The sequence below is a fragment of the Streptomyces cylindrosporus genome (assembly GCF_022698165.1).
Classification (GTDB): Bacteria; Actinomycetota; Actinomycetes; order Streptomycetales; family Streptomycetaceae; genus Streptomyces; species Streptomyces cylindrosporus.
Map to the genome: position 1 here is coordinate 39025 of NZ_JALDAY010000018.1, position 17596 is coordinate 56620.

Sequence of the window (17596 nt, forward strand, 5' to 3'; positions counted from 1 at the left end):
CGATCATGAAGTACCAGCCTCCCGGCAGGCCCGGCAGTCCCGTGGACGTCGCGCCCCGGTACGAGAACTTCATCGGTGGCAAGTGGCAGGCGCCCAGCACCGGCCAGTACTCCGTCGACCTGTGCCCCGCGACCGCCAAGCCGCTCTGCGAGGTCCCGAAGTCGGGCGCCGAGGACATCGAACTCGCCCTGGACGCCGCGCACTCCGCCAAGGACGCCTGGGGGGAGGCCTCCACGGCCCAGCGCGCCGCCGTCCTGAACAAGGTGGCCGACGCCATCGACGCCCACCGCGAGGAACTCGCCGTCGCGGAGAGCTGGGACAACGGCAAGCCGGTCCGCGAGACCCTGGCCGCCGACATCCCCCTCGCGGCCGACCACTTCCGCTACTTCGCGGCCGCGATCCGGGCCGAGGAGAGCGAGATCACCGAGATCGACAAGGACCTGATCGCCTATCACTTCCACGAGCCGCTCGGCGTGGTCGGCCAGATCATCCCCTTCAACTTCCCGCTGCTGATGGCCGCGTGGAAGCTGGCACCGGCGCTCGCCGCGGGCAACACCTCGGTGCTCAAGCCCGCCTCCCCGACCCCGTGGTCGATCCTGAAGCTGATGGAGGTCGTCGGCGACATCCTGCCACCCGGCACGGTCAACGTCGTGGGCGGACCCGGCGCCGAGATCGGCAAGGCCCTCGCCACCAACAAGCGCATCGCCAAGGTCGCCTTCACCGGCGAGACCACCACCGGCCGGCTGATCATGCAGTACGCGTCCCAGAACATCATCCCGGTCACCCTGGAACTGGGCGGCAAGTCGCCGAACATCTTCTTCAACGACGTGGCCGCGGCCGACGACGACTTCCTGAACAAGGCCGTCGAGGGACTGGTGCTCTACGCGTTCAACAAGGGCGAGGTGTGCACCTGCCCCTCCCGCGCGCTCATCCAGGAGGACATCTACGAGGAGTTCATGGGCCGCTGCCTGGAGCGCATCCGCGCCATCAAGCAGGGCGACCCGCTCGACACCGAGACCATGATCGGCCCGCAGGTGTCCAAGCAGCAGATCGAGAAGATCGCGTCGTACGTCGAGATCGGCGTCAAGGAGGGCGCCGAGCTCCTGACCGGCGGCCACCGGCCCACCGTCGGCGGCGAGTTCACCGACGGCTACTTCTACGAGCCGACCGTCCTCAAGGGCCACAACAAGATGCGGGTCTTCCAGGAGGAGATCTTCGGACCCGTCCTCGCCGTGACCACGTTCAAGGACGAGGCCGAGGCACTGGAGATCGCCAACGACACGCTGTACGGCCTCGGGGCCGGTGTGTGGAGCCGCGACACCCGCCGCACCTACCGGATGGGCCGGGCCATCAAGGCCGGCCGCGTCTGGACGAACTGCTACCACCAGTACCCCGCGGGTGCCGCGTTCGGTGGCTACAAGGTCTCCGGCATCGGCCGCGAGACGCACAAGATGATGCTCGAGCACTACAGCCAGACCAAGAACCTCCTGGTCAGCTACAGCGACAAGCCGCTCGGGCTGTTCTAGGAGAGGTGCGGCGACATGCCCGAGAACGGCACCGTCGGACGCGTCACCGCCACGCGGGCGGCGCGCAGGGCCATCGCGGCCCTGTGCGCCTCCCGCGGCGGGCCGGTGATGTTCGTCCAGTCGGGCGGCTGCTGCGACGGCAGCGACCCGATGTGCTTCCCGGGCGGCGAACTCGCCCTGGGAGACGGCGACATGCTCGTCGGCGTGGTGGAGGGCTGCACCTTCCACACGGACGCCGCACAGTACGAGGCGCTCGGCCGCCCCTTCTACGTCCTGGACGTCGAAGAGGGCGCACCGGGCGGATTCTCCCTCGCAGCCGGAGACGGGCTGCACTTCGTGACCCGGGTCAAGGCGCCCCGGAAACAGACCAGTTGAGGAGAGGAACGATGAAGGCAGCGGTCGTCACCGACTTCGGCAAGCCCCTGGAGATCCAGGAGCTGCCGACACCCGAGCCCGGCCCCGGCCAGGTACTCGTGAAGATGGAGGCCTCCGGCCTCTGCCACACCGACATCCACGCCGCCCACGGCGACTGGCCGGTCAAGCCCCGGCCGCCGTTCATCCCCGGCCACGAGGGCATCGGCCCCGTGACCGCCGTCGGCGCCGGCGTCTCCACCGACCTGATCGGCAAGCGGGTCGCCGTCCCGTGGCTCGGCTCGTCCTGCGGCACCTGCCGCTACTGCGTCTCCGGCTGGGAGACCCTGTGCGAGGCGCAGGTCAACTCCGGCTACTCCGTGGACGGTTGCTACGCCGAGTACGCCGTCGCGAGCGCGGGCGCGGTCGTCCGGGTCCCGGACGGTGTCACGTCCTTCGACGCGGCGCCCCTGACCTGCGCGGGCGTCACCACCTACAAGGCGATCAAGGTCGCCCGCGTGGTCCCGGCCGAACGCGTCGCGGTCTTCGGCATCGGCGGCCTCGGCCACCTCGCGCTGCAGTACGCGCGCCTGGTGGGCGGCCTGGTCACCGCCGTCGACCTGGAACCCGACAAGCTGGGCCTGGCCCACCGGCTCGGCGCCGACCAGATCGTCAACGCCCGCACCCACGACCCGGTCGAGGAGATCAGGAAGGCCGGCGGCGCGGACGTCGCGGTGGTGCTGGCCGCCGCACCCAAGGCGTTCGAGCAGGCGTACAGGTCCCTCAACCGCGGCGGACGGCTCGTCATGGTCGCCCTGCCCGCGGACGACGCGGCCATCAACGTGCCGATCTTCGAGACCGTCCTGGGCGGCATCTCGGTCATCGGCTCCATCGTCGGCACCCGCCAGGACCTGACCGAGGTGTTCGCGCTGCACGCGGCCGGACGCACCCAGGTCATCGCCGAGACCCGGCGCCTGGACGAGGTCAACGACTCCTTCGACGAGGTCCTCGGCGGCCGGGCCGAAGCCCGGCTCGTCTTCGAGTTCTGAGACCCGCCACCACCGGGTCACACAGAGAGGCAGCAGATCATGGCCACCGTCACCGTGGGTGCCGTACGGGAACGGGCGCCCGGCGAACGCCGCGTCGCCCTTGTCCCCGAGGCCGTCACCCTTCTGCGCCGGGCCGGACTCGACGTCCTGATCGAGACCGGGGCCGGAGCCGGCGCCTGGTTCACGGACGCCGAGTACACCGACGTCGGCGCGCGGGTCGTACCCCCGGAAGAGCTGTACGCCCACGCGGACGTCGTCCTGTGCGTCGGCCCGCCGGATCCGGAGACCGCGCAGGCACTGCGCGGCGGGCAGACCCTGATCGGCCTGCTCGAACCACTGCGCCACCCCGCCCTCGTGCAGGAGCTGTACCGGCGCGGAGTGCGCCCGGTGAGCCTCGATCTGCTGCCGCGCACCCTCAGCCGCGCCCAGTCCATGGACGCGCTGACCTCCCAGGCCGCCGTCGCCGGGTACAAGGCGGCCGTGCTGGCAGCCGATTCGTACGACCGCTTCTTCCCGATGCTGACCACCGCGGCGGGCACCATGCGTCCGGCGCAGGTCCTGGTCCTCGGCGCCGGAGTGGCCGGGCTGCAGGCCATCGCCACCGCCCGCCGCCTCGGCGCCGTCGTCACGGCGTACGACGTACGCCCCGAGTCCCGAGAGGAGGTGGAGTCGCTCGGCGCCCGATTCCTGGACATCAAGCGCCCGCCAGGCACCGAATCGGGCGCCGGACAGGGCGGTTACGCACGGGAGTTGTCGGCGGCGGAGCAGGCGGCCCAGCGGGAGGCGCTGGACGCCCACATCGCCCGTACCGACATCGTCATCACCACCGCGCAGGTGCCGGGCCGCAGGCCGCCGCTGCTGGTGACCGCGGCCGCCGTCGAGACGATGAAGCCCGGCTCGGTCGTCGTCGACCTCGCGGCGAGCGAACTCGGCGGCAACGTCGAGGGTTCCGAGCCGGAGAAGACGGTCGTGCTGGACAACGGCGTCACCGTCATCGGAGCCGGACATCTGCCGTCCGCGATGGCGACCGCCGCCTCCACGGCCTACGCCCGCAACCTCGTCGCGCTCCTGCGCCACCTCGTGCGCGACGGCGAACTCGTCCTCGACCCGGCCGACGAGATCACGGCCGCACTCATGGGCGAAGCGTCACTGAAGGGAGGCGCCTCCTCATGAACAACCTCGATCTGCTCACCGCGATCACCGTCTTCGTGCTGAGCGTCCTGGTCGGCGTCGAGGTCATCAGCAAGGTCCCCGCGACCCTGCACACACCCCTGATGTCCGGCTCCAACTCGGTGCACGGCATCGTCGTCATCGGCGCCATGCTGATCGCGGCCGAGTCGCACACCTTGCTCGGCTACGTCCTGGCCTTCGTGGCCATGGTGTTCGGCGCGATGAACGTCGTCGGCGGGTATGTCGTCACCGACCGGATGCTGGAGATGTTCAAGGCCAAGCCCCGCAGCGACGAGAAGGCGGAGGTGTGAGCGCCATGGACACCGTCTCCAACGCCGTGCACTACGTCTTCCTGGCCGCCGCCGTCTGCTTCGTCCTCGGCCTGCACCTGATGAACCACCCCCGTACGGCCCGCCGGGGCAACGCGATCTCCGCGTCCGGCATGGCCGTCGCGATCGCGGCCACGGTGTGGCTGGTGGCCCACGAGGGCACGATCACCACGACCGGCTGGCTCGTGCTCGTCTCGGGCGGGCTCGTCGGCGCCGCGCTCGGCCTGTACGCGGCGCGCGAGGTCAAGATGACCGCCATGCCGCAACTGGTCAGCCTGTTCAACGCGGTGGGCGGCGGGGCGGCCGCGCTCATCGCGGTCAACGACCTGCTGCAGGCCGACGACCCGGCCGCGCTGGGCGCACGGGTCTCCCTCCCGGGCGCCCTGGACATCGTCATCGGCGCGGTCACCTTCTCCGGATCGCTGATCGCCGCCGGCAAGCTGCAAGGGGTCGTCTCCGGCGCGCCGGTGGTGTTCCCGGGAGCGCGGCTGCTGAACGTGGCGCTGCCGCTGTCCTTCGTGGCCGGCACGGTCTGGCTGGTCCTGTCGCCGGACTCGCTGACCGCCCTGTACGGGCTCGTGGCCGTCGCGCTGCTCTTCGGCGTGACGATGGTGCTGCCCATCGGCGGCGCGGACATGCCGGTCGTCATCGCCCTGCTGAACGCCTTCACCGGGTCGGCCGTCGCGATGGCGGGCTTCGTCCTTGACGAGACCGCGTTGATCATCGCGGGCATGCTGGTCAGCTCCTCGGGCGGCATCCTGACCAAACTGATGGCCGACGCGATGAACCGCTCGATCGCCAACGTGGTGGTCGGCGGCTTCGGCACCGGGGACAGCGCTCCCGCCGCGACCGGGGGAGCCCCGGCCCAAGTGCGCTCGGTCTCCGCGGACGACGTGGCGGTCCAGCTGGCGTACGCGAGCCGGGTCGTCTTCGTCCCGGGCTACGGTCTCGCCGCCGCCCAGGCCCAGCACGAACTCGGCGACCTGGCCCAGCTGCTGACCGACCACGGCGTCGAGGTCAGCTACGCCATCCACCCGGTCGCGGGCCGCATGCCCGGGCACATGAACGTGCTGCTGGCGGAGGCCAACGTGCCCTACCCGCAGCTGAAGGAGATGGACGAGGTCAACCCCGAGTTCCCGCAGGCCGACGTCGCCCTCGTCATCGGCGCGAACGACGTCACCAACCCGATCGCCCGCAAGCCCGGCAACGCGATCTCCGGCATGCCGATCCTCGACGTCGACAAGGCGAAGAGCGTCGTCGTCATCAAGCGGTCCATGGGCCACGGCTACGCCGGAATCGACAACGAGCTCTACACCAACCCGAAGACCGGGATGTTCTTCACCGACGCGAAGAAAGGACTGAGCGAACTGAAGGCGGCGGTCGGCGAGTTCGTCGGCTGACACCGGGCGCGGTGAACCCCCGCGTACGTCGCGGGGGTTCTGTCCTGTCCGTCACCTGTACGAGCTTCGGCCCGATTCTCCACCGGGCCGGTGCTCCCCATCGCCCTTGCGGCCACAGTGAGTTCACCGTGACCGGAAGGGGGATCCGCCATGTCGATGCTGCTGATCGAGGGCGTGTACAGAATCGTGGGCGCGAGTCCGGACGGGGACTCGGTGCGCTTCTACCCGGACGACCCCAGCCAGTGGGACCTGCTGCGAGGACGGAGGGTACGGTGCAACCAGGCGGGCGGCGCCCAGCTGCGGCTGGACGGCATCGACACCCTGGAGACCCACTACCGTCCGCCGCACGGACCCGAACTCCACCAGCCCGCGCCCTACGCCGGCAAGGCCGCCGACGAGCTGCTGGACCGGCTGGGCTTCAGCGGCGTCGAGCGCGACAGCCGCGGCATCGTCAAGCAGGCCACCCCGGAGTCCCGGCCCGGCTACATCTTCACCCGCAGCGCGGACGTGCACGGCCGGTGCGTGGCCTTCGCGGGCGTCGGTGCCGCTCCGGGTACGAGCGGCACCTTCGTGAGGTTCGAGGTCGCCGATCTCCTCAACACGCTCAACCACCATCAGCTCGCCGAGGGCCTGGCCTACCCCACCTTCTACCGTCAGCTCTTCGTCGACCTCCGTGAGGCGATGGCCACGGCGGCACAGGAGGCGCGGGCGGCCGACAAGGGCCTGTGGCAGAGCGACCAGACCCAGAGCGGCGCGAAGATCACCGGGCTCGACTCGCTGACCACGTCCGCCGTGCTGCTGCCCAAGCTGTTCCGCCGCCTGGCCGACTACCTCGTACTGGGCGACGGGAACCCCTCGCTCGACGGCTTCCACGACTACCTCGCGCAGCGCGACGACCGGCTTCTGATCGTCTCCAACGGTCAGTGGACCGGCTTCGACACCGTCGTCGACGTCACCGCCGACACCGTGAAACTCACCCATGCGCCGGAGGACCTGGTGTTCGACGAGAAGTAGCCCGTCACTCCTCCGGCACCATCTCGATCGCCCCGCACGGACACTCGGCCGCGCACAGCCCGCACCCCTTGCAGTAGTCGAGGTCGATCGCGAACCCCTTGCCGGGGCCCAGCTTGGTGATCGCGTTGTCCGGGCAGACGCCGTAGCAGTTGTCGCACTCGAAGCAGTTCCCGCACGACATGCAGCGCCGCGCCTCGAACAGGGCGGTGGACTCGTCGAGACCCTGCACGACCTCGTCGAACGTCGAGACGCGGCGGGCGAGTTCGAGCGTCGGCCGCACCTGCGCCGGGGCGTCGGAGTAGTACCAGGTGTTGAGCCGGTCGGAGGACGCGAGGGCGTGCTTGGGGCCGGGCTCGTACACCGTGCCGCGCAGATACGCGTCGATGTGCCGCGCCGCCTTCTTGCCGTGCCCCACCGCCACGGTCACCGTGCGCTCGGCGGGCACCATGTCGCCGCCGGCGAAGATGCCCTGACGGCCCGTCATCAGACCGTCGGCGACCTGCACCGTGCCGTGGTCCAGGGTCAGCTCCGGCACGTCCCGCAGCAGGGACAGGTCGGAGTCCTGGCCGAGGGCGAGGACCACGCTGTCCGCCTCCAGTTCCTCGAACTCGCCGGTGGGCTGCGGGAATCCGGTCTCGTCCAGTTCCATGCGCTCGATGGTCAGCCGGCCCTCGTCGGCGTGCTTGATGGTGGACAGCCACTTCATCCGCACGCCCTCCTCCAGCGCCTCCTCGACCTCGATGTCATGGGCGGGCATACGGTCCCGGGTGCGCCGGTAGACCACCACGGCCTCCGTCGCGCCCAGCCTGCGTGCCGTGCGGGCGGCGTCCATGGCCGTGTTGCCGCCGCCGTAGACGGCGACCCGGCGACCGAGGAGCGGCGGGCCCTCGCCCTCCATGCTGCCCAGCACGGACACCGCGTCGAGGATGCGGGCGCTGTCCCCGGCCGGGATGTAGGCGCGCTTGCCGATGCCCGCGCCCACGGCCAGGAACACGGCGTCGAAGCCGCCGTCGGCCTGCGCGCTGAGCACGTCCTCGACCTTCGTGCCGAGTTCGAGGGTGACGCCCATGGCCGTGATCCGGTCGATCTCCGCGTCCAGCACCTCGCGCGGCAGCCGGTAGCGCGGGATGCCGTAACGCATCATGCCGCCGGGCTTCTCCTGTGCCTCACGGACCGTCACCTCGTGCCCGAGCAGCCGCAGATGGTACGCGGCCGACAGCCCGGCCGGACCGGAGCCGACGACCAGGACACGCTTCCCGCTCGACTCCGCCGGAGCCTCGACGCTCCAGCCCCGCCTGATCGCCTCGTCGCCAAGGAACCGCTCGATCGAGTTGATGCCGACCGCGTTGTCGACCTGGACGCGGTTGCAGGCGGTCTCGCACGGGTGGTAGCAGACGCGGCCCATCACGGCGGGCAGCGGGTTGTCCCGCATCAGCTGCCGCCAGGCGGACTCGTAGTCGCCGCTCTCCGCGTGGTACAGCCACTGCTGGATGTTCTCCCCGGCCGGGCACGCCTGGTTGCACGGCGGCAACCGGTCGACGTAGAGCGGCCGTTCGGTGCGCCAGGCGCCGGTGTGGTTGGCCAGGCTGGAACCGACGTTCAAAGTGATCGCGAACGGTTTGTCCTTCACGGCACGTCCTCCTGTGCCAGCAGCCCGAAGCGGCTGATGTTGCGGTCGGCGGCCCGTTGCAGCCGGGCGATGACATCGGTGCGGAGTTCCGGCTCGAAGAGGTGCGCGTACCGCTTCTGCGGGCGCAGGTACTCCTCGACGGGCAGGCGCCGCCGGATCGGCGTGACATCGGTGACCTCGCCGTCCCTGGCCTCGAACACCGGGAACAGGCCGGTCTGTTCGGCCAGCCGGGCGATGCGCACCGTGTCGTGGGACGCCGTGCCCCAGCCCAGCGGGCAGGGCACCAGCACATGCAGATAGCGGGCGCCGCGCATGCTCATCGCCCGGTGCACCTTGGCCTCCAGGTCGCGCAGCCCCGCGACGGTGGCCGTGGCGACGTACGGGATCCGGTGCGCCATCGCGATCAGCGGCAGGCTCTTGCCCTGCCCGAAGGGGGCGCCGGGGTCATCGCCGACGGCCTGGGTGGTGGCGGTGCGCGCGGTCGGGGGAGTGGCCCCGGAGCGCTGCACGCCGGTGTTCATGTAGGCCTCGTTGTCGTAACAGACGTACAGGACGTCGTCGTTGCGCTCGAACATGCCCGACAGACAGCCGAGACCGATGTCGACGGTGCCGCCGTCGCCACCCTGCCCGACCACCCGGATGTCCGTACGGCCTTTGGCCCGCAGGGCAGCCGCCACACCGGCGGCGACCGTCGGCGCGTTGCCGAACAGCGAGTGCAGCCACGGCAGTTGCCACGACGTCTCCGGATACGGGGTGGAGAACACCTCCAGGCAGCCGGTCGCGTTGACCGCGATGACCTTGCCGCCGGCCGCCCGCTGTGCCGCGTCCAGGGCGTAGCGGGCGCCGAGCGCCTCGCCGCAGCCCTGACAGGCGCGGTGACCGCAGGTGAGCGTGTTGGAACGGCCGGGGTCGGCCTGGTCGGACTGAGCGTCCGGGCCCAGCAGCCGGTTCCCGGCGGCGAAGCTGCCCACCTGGTAGAACTTGACCTGAGGTGCGGCACTCATCGGTTGCTCCCCACATCGCGCAGCATGTTCTCCGCCGACGGACCCGACCGCCTGGTCTTCGCCATCCGCGCCAACTCCCGGTCCACCAGCTCGGTGTTGAGGTCGAGGAAGGTCAGCTGTTCCAGCCGGCCGGCCATCGCGTCGTCGAACAGCCGGTGCAGGGACGTCTTGGTGATCGGACGCCCGCCCAGCCCCGCGACCACGGTGTGACCGTCGAGCTGGATCCCGGACAGCGCGGTCCGTACGTTCGCCGACACGATCCCGCCGATGCCGACCGCCAACGCCCGCTCCAGCACGACCACTTGCCGGGCCCGGCCGAGCACGGCCCGTACCGCGTCGAGCGGGAAGGGCCGGAAGGACGTGATCGCCAGGGCACCGATCCGCACCCCGCGCGCACGCATCTCGTCGACGACGTCGCACACCGTGCCGAACACCGAGCCGAGCACGACCACGATCGTCTCGGCGTCCTCGCAGGCGTACGGATGCACCAGCCCGCCGGAGTGCCGTCCGAAGACCTGCCGGAACTCCTGGGCGACGCGCGGGATCGCGTCCAGCGCCTGCATCTGCTTGGCGTGCGCCAGATAGCGCACCTCGGTGAAGGCGTCCGGGCCGACCATCGCGCCGATCGACACGGGGTCCTGCGGATCCAGCACCTGACGGGGCTCGTACGGCGGCAGAAACGCGTCGACCTGCGACTGCTCCGGCACCTCGATCCGCTCCCAGGCGTGGGTGAGCACGAAGCCGTCCATGCACACCATCACCGGCAGCGACAGCTCCTCCGCCAGCCGGAAGGCCTGCGGATGCAGGTCGGCGGCCTCCTGGTTGTCGCGCGCGTACAGCTGGATCCAGCCGGAGTCGCGCTGCGACATGGTGTCGCTGTGGTCGTTCCAGATGTTGATGGGCGCGCCGATGGCCCGGTTGGCGACCGTCATCACGATCGGCAGCCCGAGCCCGGAGGCGTTGTAGAGGGCCTCCACCATGTACAGCAGGCCCTGGCTCGCGGTCGCCGTGTAGGTGCGGGCGCCCGCGGCCGAGGCCCCGATGCACATCGACATCGCGGCGAACTCCGACTCGACGTTGACGTACTCGCACGGCTTCAGCGACCCGGACTTCACCAGGCGGCTGAGCTCCTCGACGATGTGGGTCTGCGGCGAGATCGGGTACGCCGCGATCACCTCGGGCCGGCAGCAGGCGACGCTCTCGGCGACCGCGCGCGACCCCTCAGTCTGCTTGAGCATGCGCCCGCTCCTCCCGCTGGGCCTTGCTGACGTGGGCGTGGGCCTCCCGGGCCGCGGCGGCGTTGGCCCGCCCCAGCTCGCCGGGGAACCGCTCGTGGACGGCGGCGGTGAGCGAGTCGATCGTCACGCAGCCGGTGAGTGCGGCAAGGCCGCCGAGCAGGACGATGTTCGGCACGGGCCGGCCGAAGTGGCGCACCGCGAGGGCGGTGGCGGGGACGGTGAGCACGGGACCCGGCAGCTCCATGAGGCCCAACTCCTCCACTGACATGGGTGAGTTGACCAGCACGGAGCCGCCGGGCCGCAGCCCTTCGAAGACGTTCACCTGATGCAGCAGCGTGGGGTCCTGGACCACCAGCGCGTCGGGCCGCATGACGGGCTCCCGGACCCGGATCGGCCGGTCGTCGATCCGGCAGAACGCCACCACCGGCGCCCCCGTCCGCTCCGATCCGAAACTCGGGAACGCCTGCGCGTGGCGGCCCTCCATGAACGCCGCCACCGACAACAACTCGGCGGCCGTGACGGCACCCTGGCCGCCACGGCCGTGGATACGAACCTGGAACACGGCACCTTCCCTTCCGGACGGGGATCCGTGTCTGTGGACGGGTCATTCGTGCGGGACGATCGCGACCGGGCAGCGGACGTGGTGCATCACCGCGTGCGCGACCGGTCCGGTGTGCGCGCCGAGCCTGCCCGGACGGAGCCTGCGGCCGACGACCAGCAGTCCCGCGTCCCGCGCGGCGTGCAGCAGCAGTTGCGCCGGACGCTCGTCCTCCACCAGCGTCCGGACCTGAACCGTCGGATACTTCTCCTGCCACGGCCCGAGCGCACCGGCCAGCATCTGTTCGGCCGTCCGCTGCGCGGTGACGCTCATCGTGGCCGCCGTCGCGGGCGGGGCGTACGGGAGATGCCAGGCGTGGGCGACCAGCAGCGGCGCCGAACGCAGCGCGGCACTCTCGAAGGCGAACGCCAGCAGCTCCTCGCAGGAGTGAGCCGTGTCCAGACCGGCCACCACGTCGCGGAACGGCGTGTGCACCGACGGCCGGCCCTCCGCATCCGGCAGATGGTCGTCCTCGGCGGTCCGGTCGGCCCGTACCAGCACCACGGGCCTGGTCGCATGGGCGACGGTGGACAGCGCCACGGACCCGGCCATGAACCCGCCGAACCCGCTGAACGCCCGGCTGCCCAGCACCAGCAGCTCGGCATCGGCACCGGCCGCGACCAGCGCGTCCGCAGCCGGCAGGGGGATCTGCTCGGCGCTCAGATAGACCTGCGGATGGCGCTCGTTGAGCTCGTCCATGGCTCCGCGCAGGATCCGCCGGGCCCAGTAGCGCGGCGCCTCCAGCTCGGGCAGTTGCGACACGTCGGGGGACAGGCCCTCCCACGCGTGCACCAGGCGCAGCGGCAGGCCGCGCCTGAGTGCCTCCCCGGCCGCCCAGTCGGCGGCGGCGAGGCTCTCACGTGAACCGTCCAGGCCTACGACTACGGGGCGAAGCACGGCCGACACCTCCCCGGATCGTGGTCCGCCCACTTCCCGGCGGACCTCCGCACCTACAGCGTCCGGCGGGCGGGTGCGCGCGGGCAGGGGCTGCGTGGCCTCAGGAAGGGGCCGAACGGCCCCGGGCCGCCGATCGCGCCGGGTCCGGGTGGTGCACGCTCACAGCTTGAGCGTGAACCAGGTGGTCTTGCCCTCGTCGGTGGGGCGGACGCCCCAGTCCGCGGCGAGCGCGCGGACCAGGATCAGGCCCCGGCCGGACTCCTCGTCGTCGGCCGCCAGACGCGGCTGAGGGAGGTGCGGACTGTGGTCGCTGACCTCGACGGTGAGATCCGACTCGGTGCGGCGCAGCTGCAGGCCGATGGGGCCGACGGCGTGCTGGACGGCGTTGGTGAGGGTCTCCGACAGCAGCAGGACCGCGTCGTCCCGTGCGGCGGTGCAGTCCCAGGCGAGGAGCGCCTTGTGCAGGAAGGCCCGGCCCTCGGGCACGGACGACGGTACAGCGTCCAGATCGGTGCTCAGGGACGCCAGCGGCGCGGCCGGCAACTGCGCCAGCAGCAGGGTCACGTCGTCGTTGTGGCTGTCCGCGTCGGGCAGCAGGCCCGCCAGGACGCTGTCGGCGACGGTCTCCAGGCAGGCCGTGTCGGTGAAGGACTTCTCCAGGACGACGGCGAGTTCGCTGACCCGGCCCTCGATGTCGCTCTCGGGCGTCTCGATGAGGCCGTCGGTGTAGAGGGCGAGGGTGGCGCCCGGCGGGATGGCCGTGCAGGACTGCTGGTAGAGGACACCACCGACGCCCAGCGGTGCGTTCACGGGGCTGTCCAGGCCGTGCACTGCCTGCCCGGGAGCGGCGACCAGGGTCGGCAGATGACCGGCCGAGCACACGGTCACCGTGCCGTCGTCCGGGGCGATGACCAGGTAGCAGCAGGTCACGAGCTGGTCGGGGACGTCGAGGTCGGCCACGCAGGCGTCCAGGGCCTGCATCAGCTGGCGCGGCTGCATGCCGGTCTTGGCGAGCGCGTGCGCCGCCGAGCGCAACTGGCCCATGACGGCCGCCGCCTCCAGACCACGGCCCATCACATCGCCCATCAGCACTCCGACCCGGTCCGCCCCCAGCGGAATGAGGTCGAACCAGTCGCCTCCCACACCGGCGCCCTGGGTGGCGGGCCGGTAGCGGCTCGCGGTGGCCAGACCCGGTATGGCCGGCGGGGCGCCCATCAGGCTGCGCTGCAGGGTGAGGGCGATGTGGCGCTGTTGCTCGTACAGTGCGGTCAGTTCGGCCTCCGCCCGCTTGCGGTCGCTGATGTCCCGCACGATGGCGCACGCGCCGACGACCGTGCCCTCGGTGTCCCGGGTGGGCCACAGGGTGACGTCGACGTCCAGCATCCCGGCGGTGTTGGTGACCCGCAGCGTCTCGAAGTGCTCGACCTTCTCGCCGTGCCGCAACCGCTCCAGCAGCGCGTTGATCTCGCCCCTCCGGTCGGGCGGGGCGAGCAGGGACACGTGCCGGCCGATGACCTCCTCGGCCGTGTAGCCGTACAGGTTCTGCGCGGCGGCGTTCCAGTAGGTGATGTACCCGTCGAGGGTCTTGGCCAGGATCGCGTCCTGGGAGGACTCGACGAGGGCCGCGAGTTCGTTGATGCGGGCCTCGGCGGCCTTGCGGTCGCTGACGTCGCGCACGGCGGCCGAGACGAGCAGTCCGTCGGTCGTCTCCAGCGGGCTCAGGCTGATCTCGACGGGGAACTCGGTGCCGTCCTTGCGCAGTCCGTGCAGGTCGAGACCGGCTCCCATCGGGCGGACCTGGCGGTTGGCCGCGTAGCCGCCGCGGTGCTGGGTGTGCTGGGCGTGGAAGCGGTGCGGCATCAGCAACTCGACCGGGCGGTCGAGCAGTTCCTCGCGGCGGTAGCCGAAGAGGGCCTCGGTCTGGGCGTTGACCAGCTTGATCGTCCCGGTGTCGTCGACGATCACCATGGCGTCCGGGGCTGCCTCCAGCAGGCCCCTGAACCTTTCTTCAGCGGTCCCCGGCCCGCCCCGCACCGGTCCGCCCCCGCATCGACAGGGCTCGCCGTCGGCCGGCCCCGCCGACGGGGCCGTCTCCACTCTCACGAAGTCGCCCATGTCCACCCCCACTTCGCCGCGCACGGTGGTCCGCGTCATCCCAGCGCAACCGAGACGGACGCGCTGTCATTTGTCCCTTACTGTCCGTCACTTGCCCGAACCTGTCCGTCACCGGAACCGGAAAGGTCGACCGGGACCCCGGCAGCGGGCCGTTCGGCCCATGGCGACGGCGTGCGGGTGACCGACGCTGAAGGTGGCGCGCGGCACGAGCGCGCCGTGCGCCACGAGCACCCAGGAGGACGCCATGGACGGCACTCCGCACATCGTGAGCGATGTGATGACCCGCACGGTCGTCGCCCTCGGCCGCCGGGCGACGTTCAAGGAGATCGTGAAGACCATGCAGCAGTGGAAGGTCAGCGCCATGCCCGTGGTGGAGGGCGGGACCAGGGTCGTCGGGATCGTCTCCGAGGCCGATCTGCTGCCCAAGGAGGAGTTCCGCGACGGTGACCCGGACCGGTACACCCAACTGCGCCGCCTGAGCGACCTGGTCAAGGCCGGCGCCGTGACCGCCGAGGAGCTGATGACCGCGCCCGCCGTCACCGTCCCGGCCCACGCCTCCCTCGCCCGTGCCGCCCGGACCATGGCGCTCCACAAGGTGAAGCGGCTGCCCGTCGTCGGCGACGACGACGTACTGGTGGGCATCGTCAGCAGGTCCGACCTGCTCACGGTCTTCCTGCGCGACGACGAGGACATCGCCGAGGAGGTACGGCGCGAGGTCGTCGCCGAGCTGTTCCCCGCCGCGGCCGAGCCGATCCGGGTCGAGGTCCGCGACGGGGTCGTGCGGCTCACCGGAAGGGTCCCGGACACGACCCTGGTGCCTGTGGTCACACGTCTGGCGCGCGCGGTGGAGGGGGTCGTGGACGTGGAGTGCGCGCTCATGGGCCCGCCCCGCCGTCCCGCCCTCGAACCGGACCTGCCGGACCCGCCGGACCGTGAACACGCCGTGCCGCCAGGGCCGGCAGGGTCCGGTTCGGGCCCGGTCGGCTCAGGCGCGCGCCCATGACGGCGCGGGACGCTGGAAGCGGCGAAGAAGAGGAGGAGGGAGACATGACCGGCATGATCGAACGGCTGCCGGGCTGGCCGACCCTGCCCGACCTGTTCGGCTGGGTCGAGTCGGGCTTCCCCGGAGCGCACACGGTTCCGGGCCTGCACGGCATCCGCATCGAGGAGTTCCTGGCGGACGAGAAGTACGTGCTGCGGGCCGAGCTCCCGGGCATCGACCCCGCCAAGGAAGTCGAGATCACCGTGACAGCGGGCGTTCTGACCCTGCGGGCGGAGCGCAGTGAGGAGACGACGCAGAAGCACCGCACGGAGTTCCGTTACGGCACCTTCGCCCGCTCCGTCCGGCTGCCGGCCGGGGCCAAGGGCGACGAGGCCACTGCCGAGTACAAGGACGGCGTCCTGACCGTCACGATCCCGGTGCCCGAGTTGAAGACGGGCACGAAGACCATCCCGGTGCGGCAGGGCTGAGCGCGGGTGGGCGCTCGGTCGCAACCGCGGTGCGCGGCCGGTACGCCGGCCGCGCACTCTTCTGACCGGGGCCCGGTGTCGCGTCGGGGCAGCAAGGACGGGAAGGGCTCCACCCGCTTCTCGCGGATCCTGATTGCGCGGTGCGCGACCGTCGGCCGCTTCCCCGCGTCTTTCACGGGCCCTTCCCGTCACCTCCAGCACACCACCCGGACACCGCGCGCACCAGGGCCACTCGGCCCCGGTTCCCGGCCCGGGACAGTGAGGAGAAGGACGACATGACCGTGCACGAACCGCTCCCGACCGACACCTCACAGCCACGCCCCAGGCCCGCACTGCTGACCTTCCTGGGCGGCGTGGGAACGGTCACCGGCAGCAAGTTCCTCGTCGAGAGCGACCACGCCCGCGTCCTCGTGGACTGCGGACTCTTCCAGGGCCTGGCCGACCTGCGCAGGCGGAACTGGCGCGGCCTGCCCTGCGACGCCGAGGACATCGAGGCGGTGGTCGTCACCCACGCGCACCTCGATCACTGCGGGTACCTGCCGCGGCTGGTGCGCCACGGCTTCCGGGGCCGGGTCGTGACGACGGAGCACACCGCCCGGCTGATGGAGATCGTGCTGCGCGACAGCGCGAAGCTGCAGATCGAGGCGGCCCGGCACGCCAACGAGCACGGCTGGTCCAAGCACCGGCCCGCGCAACCGCTGTACGACGAGTCGGACGTGGACCACGCCCTGGAGCTCATCGCCCCCGTCCCCGTGGGCAAGCCCGCCGACATCGCCGACGGGACCACCCTGACCCTGCACCCCGCCGGCCACATCCTCGGCTCGGCCTGGGCCCGGCTCACCCTGGAGGACGGGCACACCCTCGCCGTCAGCGGCGACCTCGGCCGCCCAGGACACCCGCTGCTGCGCCCGGCGGAACCCTTCCTCGGCGCGGACGTGCTGCTGATGGAGTCCACGTACGGCAACCGGCGCCACGAGGAACAGGCGGGCCGCACCCACTTCGCGGACGTCCTCACCCGGACCCTGGCCCGCGGCGGCACCGTCGTGATCCCCGCGTTCGCCCTCGACCGCACCGAGGTCGTCCTGCACGAGCTGGCGGAGCTGCGCCGCGAGGGCCGGCTTCCCGCCGGCGTGCCGGTGTACGTCGACAGCCCGATGGCCCTGGCCGCCCTCGACGTCTACCGCGACGCCGTCCGCTCCGGGTCTCCGGAGCTGCGGCCCGAGGTCACGGCCGCGGGCGGCGCCGCGCTGAGCCCCGAACCGTTCCTGACGGCGCGCTCCGTCCAGGAGTCGGTCGACATCGGGAAGGCCGGGGGGCCGGCCGTCATCGTCTCCGCGTCCGGCATGGCGACCGGCGGCCGGGTCCTGCACCACCTCAGGCGACTGCTGCCGGACCCGCGCAACGCCGTCGTCGTGGTGGGCTTCGCCGCCAAGGGCACCCGCGCCCGCGACCTCGTCGACGGGGCCAAGGCCCTGAAGATGTTCGGCGAGTACGTGCCCGTGCGGGCGCAGGTCGCCGACGTACCGCACTTCTCGGCACACGCCGACGCGGCGCAGATCATCGACTGGCTGCGCGGCGCCCCCGCGCCCCACGCCACCTACCTGGTGCACGGCGAGCCCGACGCGGCCGAGGCGCTGCGCGACCGCATCGACCGGACCCTCGGCTGGACCGCCGTGGTGCCGCGGTCCGGGGAGCGTGTGCTCGTGCGGTGACCGGTGCGCCCGACGTGCACACCGCTGCCCTCCTGGGGCCGACCGGCCCATGCGGATCCGCCGCGTCCCGGCCAAGCTGGACGTGCGGGAGCA

Annotated in this window: 16 protein-coding genes; 10 read left to right on the forward strand and 6 right to left on the reverse strand. The window is 71.5% G+C overall.

The genetic code is table 11. The annotated features are described in order from the left end of the window. Positions 1 to 2: 2 nt before the first annotated feature. The 7 genes from MQP27_RS44690 (at position 3) to MQP27_RS44720 (ending at position 6839) form a co-directional block, all read left to right on the forward strand. Positions 3 to 1526, forward strand: a complete 1524-nt coding sequence (locus MQP27_RS44690) for an aldehyde dehydrogenase family protein (RefSeq protein WP_308290086.1) — start codon at positions 3 to 5, stop codon at positions 1524 to 1526. A gap of 15 nt (positions 1527 to 1541) precedes the next feature. After that, the gene (locus MQP27_RS44695) at positions 1542 to 1901 is read left to right on the forward strand and encodes a DUF779 domain-containing protein (RefSeq protein WP_242776582.1); all 360 of its coding nucleotides are present in this window, start codon (positions 1542 to 1544) and stop codon (positions 1899 to 1901) included. Positions 1902 to 1912: 11 nt separating this feature from the next. Beyond that, complete coding sequence (locus MQP27_RS44700; RefSeq protein ID WP_242776584.1) at positions 1913 to 2926, forward strand: zinc-dependent alcohol dehydrogenase; 1014 nt, start codon at positions 1913 to 1915, stop codon at positions 2924 to 2926. Positions 2927 to 2965: 39 nt separating this feature from the next. After that, positions 2966 to 4099, forward strand: coding sequence for an NAD(P) transhydrogenase subunit alpha (locus MQP27_RS44705; RefSeq protein WP_242776586.1), 1134 nt, complete (start codon positions 2966 to 2968; stop codon positions 4097 to 4099). After that, positions 4096 to 4407 (forward strand): NAD(P) transhydrogenase subunit alpha part 2, encoded by a 312-nt coding sequence (locus MQP27_RS44710; protein WP_242776588.1) that lies wholly within the window; start codon positions 4096 to 4098, stop codon positions 4405 to 4407. The genes MQP27_RS44705 and MQP27_RS44710 overlap by 4 nt, the downstream gene beginning before the upstream one ends. Positions 4408 to 4412: 5 nt before the next feature. Next, positions 4413 to 5825 (forward strand): NAD(P)(+) transhydrogenase (Re/Si-specific) subunit beta, encoded by a 1413-nt coding sequence (locus tag MQP27_RS44715; RefSeq protein ID WP_242776590.1) that lies wholly within the window; start codon positions 4413 to 4415, stop codon positions 5823 to 5825. Between the two features lie 150 nt (positions 5826 to 5975). Beyond that, positions 5976 to 6839: a nuclease gene (locus tag MQP27_RS44720; RefSeq protein WP_242776592.1), complete on the forward strand. Its 864-nt coding sequence runs from the start codon at positions 5976 to 5978 to the stop codon at positions 6837 to 6839. Between the two features lie 4 nt (positions 6840 to 6843). On the opposite strand, the gene MQP27_RS44725 is transcribed toward MQP27_RS44720, so the two are convergent. The 6 genes from MQP27_RS44725 to MQP27_RS44750 all read right to left on the reverse strand — a co-directional run bounded on the left by MQP27_RS44725 (position 6844) and on the right by MQP27_RS44750 (position 14321). Continuing rightward, positions 6844 to 8469 (reverse strand): NAD(P)-binding protein, encoded by a 1626-nt coding sequence (locus MQP27_RS44725; protein WP_242776594.1) that lies wholly within the window; start codon positions 8467 to 8469, stop codon positions 6844 to 6846. Then, positions 8466 to 9473 carry a thiamine pyrophosphate-dependent enzyme gene (locus tag MQP27_RS44730; protein WP_242776596.1) on the reverse strand — a complete coding sequence of 336 codons (1008 nt, stop codon included), beginning with the start codon at positions 9471 to 9473 and terminating at the stop codon, positions 8466 to 8468. Before MQP27_RS44730 ends, MQP27_RS44725 begins: the two co-directional genes overlap by 4 nt. Beyond that, positions 9470 to 10711 carry a pyruvate ferredoxin oxidoreductase gene (gene porA / locus MQP27_RS44735; protein WP_242776598.1) on the reverse strand — a complete coding sequence of 414 codons (1242 nt, stop codon included), beginning with the start codon at positions 10709 to 10711 and terminating at the stop codon, positions 9470 to 9472. The genes MQP27_RS44730 and porA overlap by 4 nt, the downstream gene beginning before the upstream one ends. Further along, positions 10695 to 11273 (reverse strand): 2-oxoacid:acceptor oxidoreductase family protein, encoded by a 579-nt coding sequence (locus MQP27_RS44740; RefSeq protein ID WP_242776600.1) that lies wholly within the window; start codon positions 11271 to 11273, stop codon positions 10695 to 10697. The genes porA and MQP27_RS44740 overlap by 17 nt, the downstream gene beginning before the upstream one ends. A 42-nt stretch (positions 11274 to 11315) precedes the next feature. After that, a complete protein-coding gene (locus MQP27_RS44745) occupies positions 11316 to 12206 on the reverse strand; it encodes a universal stress protein (RefSeq protein ID WP_242776602.1) in 891 nt (296 codons plus the stop codon). A 159-nt stretch (positions 12207 to 12365) separates the two neighbouring features. Further along, positions 12366 to 14321, reverse strand: a complete 1956-nt coding sequence (locus MQP27_RS44750) for a PAS domain S-box protein (protein WP_443735770.1) — start codon at positions 14319 to 14321, stop codon at positions 12366 to 12368. Positions 14322 to 14565: 244 nt separating this feature from the next. Here MQP27_RS44750 and MQP27_RS44755 point away from each other — a divergent pair, with 244 nt between their 5' ends. The 3 genes from MQP27_RS44755 to MQP27_RS44765 all read left to right on the forward strand — a co-directional run bounded on the left by MQP27_RS44755 (position 14566) and on the right by MQP27_RS44765 (position 17503). Further along, positions 14566 to 15324, forward strand: coding sequence for a CBS domain-containing protein (locus MQP27_RS44755; protein WP_242776606.1), 759 nt, complete (start codon positions 14566 to 14568; stop codon positions 15322 to 15324). Positions 15325 to 15368: 44 nt separating this feature from the next. Beyond that, a complete protein-coding gene (locus MQP27_RS44760) occupies positions 15369 to 15791 on the forward strand; it encodes an Hsp20/alpha crystallin family protein (RefSeq protein WP_242776608.1) in 423 nt (140 codons plus the stop codon). 275 nt (positions 15792 to 16066) lie between these two features. Continuing rightward, complete coding sequence (locus MQP27_RS44765) at positions 16067 to 17503, forward strand: MBL fold metallo-hydrolase RNA specificity domain-containing protein (RefSeq protein WP_242776610.1); 1437 nt, start codon at positions 16067 to 16069, stop codon at positions 17501 to 17503. Positions 17504 to 17596 lie beyond the last annotated feature (93 nt).

Excerpts from the sequence above, each read along its gene's own strand:
- MQP27_RS44695 (WP_242776582.1), top strand. The coding sequence starts at position 1,542 with ATGCCCGAGAACGGCACCGTCGGACGCGTCACCGCCACGCGGGCGGCG.
- MQP27_RS44700 (WP_242776584.1), top strand. The coding sequence starts at position 1,913 with ATGAAGGCAGCGGTCGTCACCGACTTCGGCAAGCCCCTGGAGATCCAG.
- MQP27_RS44705 (WP_242776586.1), top strand. The coding sequence starts at position 2,966 with ATGGCCACCGTCACCGTGGGTGCCGTACGGGAACGGGCGCCCGGCGAA.
- MQP27_RS44710 (WP_242776588.1), top strand. The coding sequence starts at position 4,096 with ATGAACAACCTCGATCTGCTCACCGCGATCACCGTCTTCGTGCTGAGC.
- MQP27_RS44715 (WP_242776590.1), top strand. The coding sequence starts at position 4,413 with ATGGACACCGTCTCCAACGCCGTGCACTACGTCTTCCTGGCCGCCGCC.
- MQP27_RS44720 (WP_242776592.1), top strand. The coding sequence starts at position 5,976 with ATGTCGATGCTGCTGATCGAGGGCGTGTACAGAATCGTGGGCGCGAGT.
- MQP27_RS44730 (WP_242776596.1), bottom strand. The coding sequence starts at position 9,473 with ATGAGTGCCGCACCTCAGGTCAAGTTCTACCAGGTGGGCAGCTTCGCC.
- porA (WP_242776598.1), bottom strand. The coding sequence starts at position 10,711 with ATGCTCAAGCAGACTGAGGGGTCGCGCGCGGTCGCCGAGAGCGTCGCC.
- MQP27_RS44750 (WP_443735770.1), bottom strand. The coding sequence starts at position 14,321 with ATGGGCGACTTCGTGAGAGTGGAGACGGCCCCGTCGGCGGGGCCGGCC.
- MQP27_RS44755 (WP_242776606.1), top strand. The coding sequence starts at position 14,566 with ATGGACGGCACTCCGCACATCGTGAGCGATGTGATGACCCGCACGGTC.
- MQP27_RS44760 (WP_242776608.1), top strand. The coding sequence starts at position 15,369 with ATGACCGGCATGATCGAACGGCTGCCGGGCTGGCCGACCCTGCCCGAC.
- MQP27_RS44765 (WP_242776610.1), top strand. The coding sequence starts at position 16,067 with ATGACCGTGCACGAACCGCTCCCGACCGACACCTCACAGCCACGCCCC.